The sequence below is a fragment of the Patescibacteria group bacterium genome (assembly GCA_018896645.1).
Lineage (GTDB): Bacteria > Patescibacteriota > Patescibacteriia > UBA2591 > JABMQE01 > JAHIMF01.
The window spans coordinates 1-6,966 of the sequence record JAHIMF010000024.1 but is presented as its reverse complement, the minus strand read 5'-3'; the positions used below and the strand labels follow the sequence as shown (position 1 = coordinate 6,966).

Annotated in this window: 8 protein-coding genes; all 8 read right to left on the bottom strand. The window is 35.6% G+C overall.

What is annotated here, in order from left to right; all coding sequences use genetic code 11:
• Nucleotides 1–117 precede the first annotated feature (117 nt).
• Nucleotides 118–870 (bottom strand): hypothetical protein, encoded by a 753-nt coding sequence (locus tag KKD20_01625; GenBank protein ID MBU4331806.1) that lies wholly within the window; start codon nt 868–870, stop codon nt 118–120.
• A gap of 219 nt (nt 871–1,089) precedes the next feature.
• Complete coding sequence (locus tag KKD20_01620) at nt 1,090–1,836, bottom strand: hypothetical protein (protein MBU4331805.1); 747 nt, start codon at nt 1,834–1,836, stop codon at nt 1,090–1,092.
• Between the two features lie 12 nt (nt 1,837–1,848).
• Nucleotides 1,849–2,526 (bottom strand): methyltransferase domain-containing protein, encoded by a 678-nt coding sequence (locus KKD20_01615; GenBank protein ID MBU4331804.1) that lies wholly within the window; start codon nt 2,524–2,526, stop codon nt 1,849–1,851.
• 4 nt (nt 2,527–2,530) lie between these two features.
• Nucleotides 2,531–2,782 (bottom strand): hypothetical protein, encoded by a 252-nt coding sequence (locus KKD20_01610; GenBank protein MBU4331803.1) that lies wholly within the window; start codon nt 2,780–2,782, stop codon nt 2,531–2,533.
• A gap of 5 nt (nt 2,783–2,787) precedes the next feature.
• Nucleotides 2,788–3,471 (bottom strand): DNA modification methylase, encoded by a 684-nt coding sequence (locus KKD20_01605; GenBank protein MBU4331802.1) that lies wholly within the window; start codon nt 3,469–3,471, stop codon nt 2,788–2,790.
• Nucleotides 3,468–4,745 (bottom strand): site-specific DNA-methyltransferase, encoded by a 1,278-nt coding sequence (locus KKD20_01600; GenBank protein MBU4331801.1) that lies wholly within the window; start codon nt 4,743–4,745, stop codon nt 3,468–3,470. Before KKD20_01600 ends, KKD20_01605 begins: the two co-directional genes overlap by 4 nt.
• A gap of 31 nt (nt 4,746–4,776) precedes the next feature.
• Entirely contained in the window at nt 4,777–6,408 is a 1,632-nt protein-coding gene (locus tag KKD20_01595) for an AAA family ATPase (GenBank protein MBU4331800.1), read from the bottom strand.
• Entirely contained in the window at nt 6,401–6,820 is a 420-nt protein-coding gene (locus tag KKD20_01590) for a plasmid pRiA4b ORF-3 family protein (protein ID MBU4331799.1), read from the bottom strand. The genes KKD20_01595 and KKD20_01590 overlap by 8 nt, the downstream gene beginning before the upstream one ends.
• Between the last annotated feature and the right edge of the window lie 146 nt (nt 6,821–6,966).

The following is a 6,966-nucleotide window of genomic DNA, read 5'->3' as shown; positions in this document are numbered from 1 at the left end:
TCCTCCATAAAATTTGTTTTAAAGGTTAGGTGATTTTATTATAGCACGAAATCCATTCGCCCAACCCCGACATATCGGGGCCGGGCGTAAAAGTGCAGGCGAGTGAGATCGAGAAAATTAAAACGGCGGTTCTTCAAAACTAGCATCTACCTCCGCACTAGCCAAGGACTCTTCATCCATGGGTATCTCGTCCATGGGCACTTCATCAATAAAATCCCTTTTGTTATAGTCATTGCGAGTTTTTTTATCATCAACATCATCATAATAATCCTCTGGCCAAAATGATTCCGCTTCAGCATCTAGGTGAATATGTTCGATAACATAATCAGGAATATTTTTGTATTTTTCTAGAGTAATCATTTTTTTAGCTTGCTCAAGCCAAGCGCCAGTATAAAAAATTTCATCATCTAATTCTTGCAAACGACCCTCAACCATGGTGCGAAAATCTTCACTAAAACGGTACTGCCAGTCCTCGCGTTTGTTAGAGTTTTTTGATTTCATGATTTTGCTGTGGATTTTTTTATCCAGGTCAAGACGGTCAAGCTCAAGCCTGGCATTATCTGCCTTAGCCATACTTTTCCAAAGGTGTTCTTCATTTTCATGAATCATTTTAGCGAGCAAGAATTCTTTTTCTTCTTTGGGGCTAAATGGCGAATAATACATGTATTCTGCTTCTTCAAGGGCGCAATTAGCATAACCGCGTAATTTTTCGTTCTTCTCTTTGATAATAAAATCAGTGAGTTTGTCCATACTTTCTTTAGTGCCGGCATGGGCTAAGTCATTGAGTTGAGCTATGATGTCAAGAGAAGTTGAGGTTCTTTGAGAAATTAAGGATTTTGATTTTTTAGAAGTTGGTTTTTTAGTGGGCATAAGAATTATTTTAAAAATTAGCTGATTTTATTATAGCATAATAAAAAAAGAAGGTGAACAATGTTTGCCTTCTTTTTTGGGATTTGGCTCTATGGCTATATGGGATTATGACTAACCCGCTCGCCCAGGAATAAATTCCAGGGCTAGTGTCCGCAAACCCCATAAATGGGGTTAAAAAAGAAAAATTTTTAAACAAAATCCAATTCCCATATCTCTTCGTCAGTCAAGCCGTATTTTTTTAGTATCAATGTCATAAACTAACTCCAAAAATTGAAACAATTTTTTTAATGATAAAAGGACTTGTTTTTCGCTTAAATTGCTCATTAACACATGGGTTGGCCACCAATGCGGGAATTCTTTTTGAATAAAATCCTTTCTGATTTGCCCCAAGTTAAAAAAACCAACATGCAGAACTCTTTCAAAAAATATATTAGCTACTTCATAGTGTTCTTCCTGTTTTTTACTTTTTAATTTAGTTTGTTCTAAGTATTTTTTATATTTCGGCAAAACTTCATGGTCTATCCAATTTTTAAAAGGCACTTGCAATTTTTCCATTTCTTTAATCATGGCCCAATATTCGTCCCAAGGTATTTTCTGGCCGCCCACGATAAAATCGGGATTAGCTGGTCCTTTATCTTTTTTGTTTTTGGGTTGTTTAGCCAGCTCTTGTTCAAACACCTCCTGAGGTGATTTATTGTTAAGGGATTTATGAGGAAAGTAATTCCAAGCATCAACAAACACTTGCATAATTTTATTTAATTCATCTATGTTTTGAATATCTTTAAAATATTGTATCCACTTTTTCTGAAATCTATTACTGGCATCCATGGCTCCCTCCCCATCATCATTAAATATCCAAGATTTAATTTTCGCCACGGTCAATTTATTGGATAGTTTATAATCATTTAATAATTTTTGGAGGTTTTTCTCAACCTCACTAACTTTTTTGAATTTGAGGTTTTTCATAAAGATATATTTTTATCTTTTTTTCATTATAAACAAATATTTAAATCCCCGCAAATAAAAATTATATTGCCGGGCTCGTTGATGCCATAATGGGGTATTCGACGTCTGATTTCTGCGAGTCAAACATACAATGTCCATTGTTTCAAAATATTTTGCCAGTCGCCGCCAGAGATAGAATCCAACTGGTGTGAATTTTCTTTTTATCCACTGGTCAGCGATTACCCAGGCCATTACTTTGTCTGGTTTTAGAATTCTAGCTATTTCTTTGGCCACTTTCTCTAACTCATCATAAAACTCTTTTTTCTCGCAGGAAATTTTTCCGATGCAGGCCTGCTCATTAGAATATTTTATATTATCAGAATAAGGACTGTCTATAAAAACAAAATCAACGCTCTGGTTTTTAAGGGGAATTTTACGAGCGTCGTTTTTGATTATATCGGAACGGACTGGATGGATGTCATAGCCAATAACTCGGCGATTTAATTCTTTGGCTACATCCATTGTTGTGCCACTGCCGGCCATTGGGTCAACCACTAAATCACCTTCTTTTGTATATCGTTGCAATAAATTCCAGATTACAAATGCCGGGGTTACTCCATTAAATTTATTATCGCCATGCGGCTTATCGCCATAATTTTGGGTTGGGAAATCCCAGAGGGTTGTGGATTCTAAAATAGGTTCTTTATCCATAAGTTCACTTTACAATCTCAAATATATTTTGCGGCTGAATGTGAAACCATGTGCCATTTGATAATCGCCCAAAACAATCATCGCATTTGTTCAAATATTTTTTTAATCCGCAAACATTGAGTAGTTTTTCATTTTTAAGATCCAATCCTTCATTACTAATAAGTTGCTTAATACTTTCCAGCGCATCTCTCAAGGTTTCATGAATGGCATTATGCATTAAACCACTACCAAAATTTACAAAAAGTAAATACTTCATAATTTCTATTTTAAAATTTTTTTAAGTTCGTCAATAAATTTATCAAATGTTTTAATTTTTTCACTTTCTTTAATCGGCGTCTCGCTCATAATATATGCCCCGTCTAAATCTGCTTCCACAATAGCCCTGCTTTTATTCATACCTTTAATTTCAGTAAAATTACCATCCTCGTCTGGCGAGGCTAAAAATACTTTAATATGTTTTGTCAAAGAATAATCTTTCATTCTAATTTTCCAATATGCCGATTGGGCAATTCTCTCACGCATAGTTGATTTACTTAAAATAACAGCAATAACCTTGCAGTCCATCGGATCATAAATAATTAAATCCACATCTGGAATATGAAAACCAAATTTACCAAAATCAACAGATAAATTTCTTTTCACTGTTTGCAATTCAATACTAAGATTCTTGGGTTTTGTTCTCTCAATCTTTTTGCCATTTATCAATTTTAAACCCAACTCTTCTATTTTCTCTTTTAAAATATAATCAATAATTCTTTCCAGTGCATTGCCCTTAAAAGGCTTCCATGATTGTTCATGATCTTTTTTGGGTGTAGGATTCTTTAAAAAATCCCGATAATGAATTTTTTTTGCCTCTTGTAATATTTTTGAAATATACTTGTAGGCGTTGTTTTTATAAACTTTCTTGTATTTTTCATAGAGGTTTATAACATCTTTGTAGGTCATAATTTTTTCATTATTAATATATATTCTGTTGGATAAACATAAGTTTTATTTTTATCATCTGCTTTTGAGAATCTACCAGTTTTTTTATCACGGGCAGAGGGAAGATTTTTAGATGGGATTTCTCTCTTTATAATGTCATCAATTTTAAGCCCCAAATTTTGCATTTGCTCCACAAATACTTCCGCATTTAAAATTTCTACCCCTTTTAAACTGGTGTTGCCAATCACAATGCAAGTTCGGCCGCCTTTTTTGAGGATTCTTTTCATTTCCTTAAAACATTGGTTCATCTCGCTAAAATAAATAGAAACTTCTTTGCTAAGCTTTTTGTTTTTTATCTCTAAATCTTGTTTTATCTTTTCTGCTATTTGACTGTTTAATATTACATCTTTCACGCCATTATGTGAAGTGCCAATAAATCTTTTTCTAAAATCACTTAAATTTTTAGTATATTCAAACCACAAAGCGGTGAGCTGGTGAAGATCAGCATATTCGTAAGAAGTGACGTAAGGTGGTGAAGTTACAATCAGGGCGACTGAATTATTTTTTGTTGGTATGGCTCGAGCATCAGCGCAATGCACTTTACAAAGGACATTCAAAAAACCTCGCTCTCTTAATAGATTATAGAATTCAGCATTGCCTTTTAGCATGGCTTTTATTTGCCGCAGAAATACTCGAAAAGGATCCGGGAGTTTCTTTTTAAAATCTCTAGTCGGCTTATTGCTTTTCTGCAACCAGATTGAACAATTTTTAAGAATGTTTGAAAAACCGCAATAAAAAAAATCTCTTATGTCCCTATTTTTTATCTTGGAAATTTCTGTAAAAATATAAGCAAGTTTTCTTTTTTCTTCCGGCTTAAACCAATAGTCAATTCTTTCATGCTTTGGAGTTTTAACTTCTATTTTTGGGGTATAATTGCCAATTTGATATTTAAAGTCAATAAATTCTTTTTCTAATTTTAAGGGTTCAATCGCTGTGGCTTTGGCTTTGGCTATTAAAACCGCTACCGGGTTAATATCCACACTAATTGACGGTCTGCCCATAACTTTAGACTCAACTGAAGTCGTGCCGCAACCCCCAAAAGGATCAACTATCAAATCGCCCTTTTTGGTATATTTTTTATTCAAACGAGAAACGATCTGGGGAATGAATTTTGCCGGGTAGCGATGATAGCCATGAGTAAGATATGCGGTCTGCTTCCTGGTTTTGTCCGCAAATGCCCAAGGTTTATCAACCTTGATTTTATTAAATTTCTCAATGATTTTGCATGGTTTCATATTCTAATTTTACATTTTTTCCCTCAAAAAATCAAACCATCCTCATCTCCAAAATCCGGTCCACCCGAAAAACCCTGTCCTCGTGGCGCAGCAAACAAAAAGCTTCTAGGCCCAGATAAGTTTTGCCAAGATATTCCATCTCGCCCACGGTTTGAGGTTTAATTAGCCGTTTGGATTTTGAATCATTATTTTTAAGATAAGTAATTTCCAGCTCTCGGTTCTCGGCAATCGCCTGCTCAATGATTTTAATCTTATCCTCGGTTGAACATTTTTCCGCGGAAATTTGATATTGATAAGAAGTAACAAATTTAACCACCCGCCAGTCCATCCAGATGTGATGCTTAACCAAGGGCTTTTTTAAAACAAGACCTTCCAGGGAAACACATCGGCTCAAAGCCACATAGAGCTGGCCGTGAGCAAAAGTGCCGCGGCCAATATCTAGGATGACTTTATTAAAAGTCTTGCCTTGACTTTTATGAATCGTGATAGCCCAGGCCAACTTCATTGGATACTGGGTAAAAGAGCCAAGAGTATCGGACTCAATTTCGCCAGTGCGCGGGTTAAATTTAAACTCAAACATCTTCCAAGTATAAGGATAAACCGCTTCCACATCGCCCGAAGCTAACTCCACTAAAATCGCGTCTTCCTGCTCATCATCAGTTTCAATATCAACAATTTTGCCAATCGTGCCATTAATCCAACGACCACTGGCATCATTATTCAAAAGCATTACCTGGGCCCCGACTTTAAGGTTTAAATCCATGTCAGTGGGTAAAGATCTAACATCAAACTTGCCGCTTAAAAATCCTTTATAATGATGGACTTTAGTTTTCAGTTGCTCTAGTTTTTGATTGTTGACGCTCGAAGCCAAAGCATTGGTTGGGGTTAGATAAATATAGAAATCATCAAGCTGAGATTCAAACTTTTGATTAAGCCGTTGATTGATAATTTTAAGCTCGGCTTCGCCAGCGGAATTATTGCGAATAGAATTTAGGAGTTCAATAAAACGTTGGTCTTTTTGCCGATAAATTTTTTCCAATTCAATCAATTCAACACTAAGATTAGGAAAAGATTTAGCATCAAAAAAATAAGGACTCCCGTAAACATTAGCTATAGCCCCTGCAAAAGAATTTTTTGAAATTTTAGAATTATTAGTTGAACTCGGGATCGGAGTAAAAAGAGATTTCTCCTGACTAGTGACAACCGGCGGCAATTGATACAAATCACCGATAAAAATCATCTGCGCGCCGCCAAAAGGCTGGTTCTTTTTCGGACCGTAAAGACGAAGAAAGCCATCAACGCAATCCAGTAAATCAGCACGTACCATGGAAACCTCGTCAATTATAATGGTTTCCAATTTCTTTAATAACTTCTTTTTACGCGGCGTGACCCGAACCTGCTTGATGTTGAACGGAGTAATATCCGGTTTAAAACCAAAAAACGAATGAATGGTCTGACCTTGCACATTAAGCGCAGCCACCCCGGTCGGAGCCAGCACCACTAACTTCTTTTTAGTTTTAGCGCGAAAAAGCTGTAACAAAGTTGATTTGCCAGTGCCGGCCTTACCAGTAACAAAAACATTGCGTTTGGTCTTTTCAATTAAATCCAAAGCGCGTTTAAACTGGGGATTGAGTTCAATTTTGGAGGTAAAAGTTTTATTCATCTTCTTCGTCATAATCAGGATATTGCTCTGGTGAATCACCAGCCTTTTTAACAACTATAGGATATTTTACCTTGTTTTGAGCCTGACCATTGCCGACAAATTCCATTTCGAATTCCCAGCTATCGCCATAATCAAATAAGTAAAGAAATTTTTGTTTGAGTTCTAAATTAAGGGAGTTTATTTTTACTTTTTTAGCCGAACGGCCATCAGCTTGCGGAGCACAATATTCAAATTCGACTCCGCTCCATGCTTTGTTATTCATAAAAAAAGAATACAAATGCATCTCTTCAAAATCAAAAGCTCTAAAAATTGCCCAATGTAAATCGTCTAGTGTTTGATTCTCCAAGATTTCAATTTCGCGATAAGTTCTTTTATCATATTTTAATTTAACTTTGAAAATGTAAGTGGTCATAGATTTATATTATTAATTATTAAATTTATTTCCCCCGATAAAACTTCGCCGCCACCTCCGGCTCAATGGAATTAATCACCATCCCGCTGCCCAATTCCAACCCCGCAAAAATAGATTCTCTCGGCTGGATTTTTAAATAAAAATGC

Coding starts and splice junctions, on each gene's coding strand:
- KKD20_01590 (MBU4331799.1), bottom strand. CDS start 6,820: ATGACCACTTACATTTTCAAAGTTAAATTAAAATATGATAAAAGAACT.
- KKD20_01605 (MBU4331802.1), bottom strand. CDS start 3,471: ATGACCTACAAAGATGTTATAAACCTCTATGAAAAATACAAGAAAGTT.
- KKD20_01615 (MBU4331804.1), bottom strand. CDS start 2,526: ATGGATAAAGAACCTATTTTAGAATCCACAACCCTCTGGGATTTCCCA.
- KKD20_01600 (MBU4331801.1), bottom strand. CDS start 4,745: ATGAAACCATGCAAAATCATTGAGAAATTTAATAAAATCAAGGTTGAT.
- KKD20_01620 (MBU4331805.1), bottom strand. CDS start 1,836: ATGAAAAACCTCAAATTCAAAAAAGTTAGTGAGGTTGAGAAAAACCTC.
- KKD20_01610 (MBU4331803.1), bottom strand. CDS start 2,782: ATGAAGTATTTACTTTTTGTAAATTTTGGTAGTGGTTTAATGCATAAT.
- KKD20_01625 (MBU4331806.1), bottom strand. CDS start 870: ATGCCCACTAAAAAACCAACTTCTAAAAAATCAAAATCCTTAATTTCT.
- KKD20_01595 (MBU4331800.1), bottom strand. CDS start 6,408: ATGAATAAAACTTTTACCTCCAAAATTGAACTCAATCCCCAGTTTAAA.